The organism is Psychrobacter sp. TB55-MNA-CIBAN-0194, from assembly GCF_040309505.1.
Taxonomy (GTDB): domain Bacteria; phylum Pseudomonadota; class Gammaproteobacteria; order Pseudomonadales; family Moraxellaceae; genus Psychrobacter; species Psychrobacter fozii.
On record NZ_JBEOOW010000742.1, the window covers coordinates 1 to 239 of the forward strand.

Sequence of the window (239 nt, forward strand, 5' to 3'; positions counted from 1 at the left end):
GCTCAGTGTTGTTGGACTGGCATCATTAGGTTTTAAGCTACTAAAAAGTGCCAAGGTGGTTAAAGTCCTTTTTGCGGGAGCCAGTGTTGCCGCCTATTCATGGTTATTTTCATTTGAATTTGCCTTAGCCCTCATCGGCTGCTTAGTGTTTCATGAATATGGCCATATTAGAGCGATGAAACATTTCGGCATGAAAACCAAAGGGATCTATTTAATCCCTTTTGTGGGCGGCTTAGCGC

The 239-nt window shown here is 43.5% G+C and carries 1 protein-coding gene; it reads left to right on the forward strand.

Annotation, left to right across the window (positions count from 1 at the left end):
* A partial coding sequence (locus AAEY75_RS16940; RefSeq protein ID WP_352260335.1) for a hypothetical protein occupies positions 1-239 on the forward strand: 239 nt, incomplete at both ends.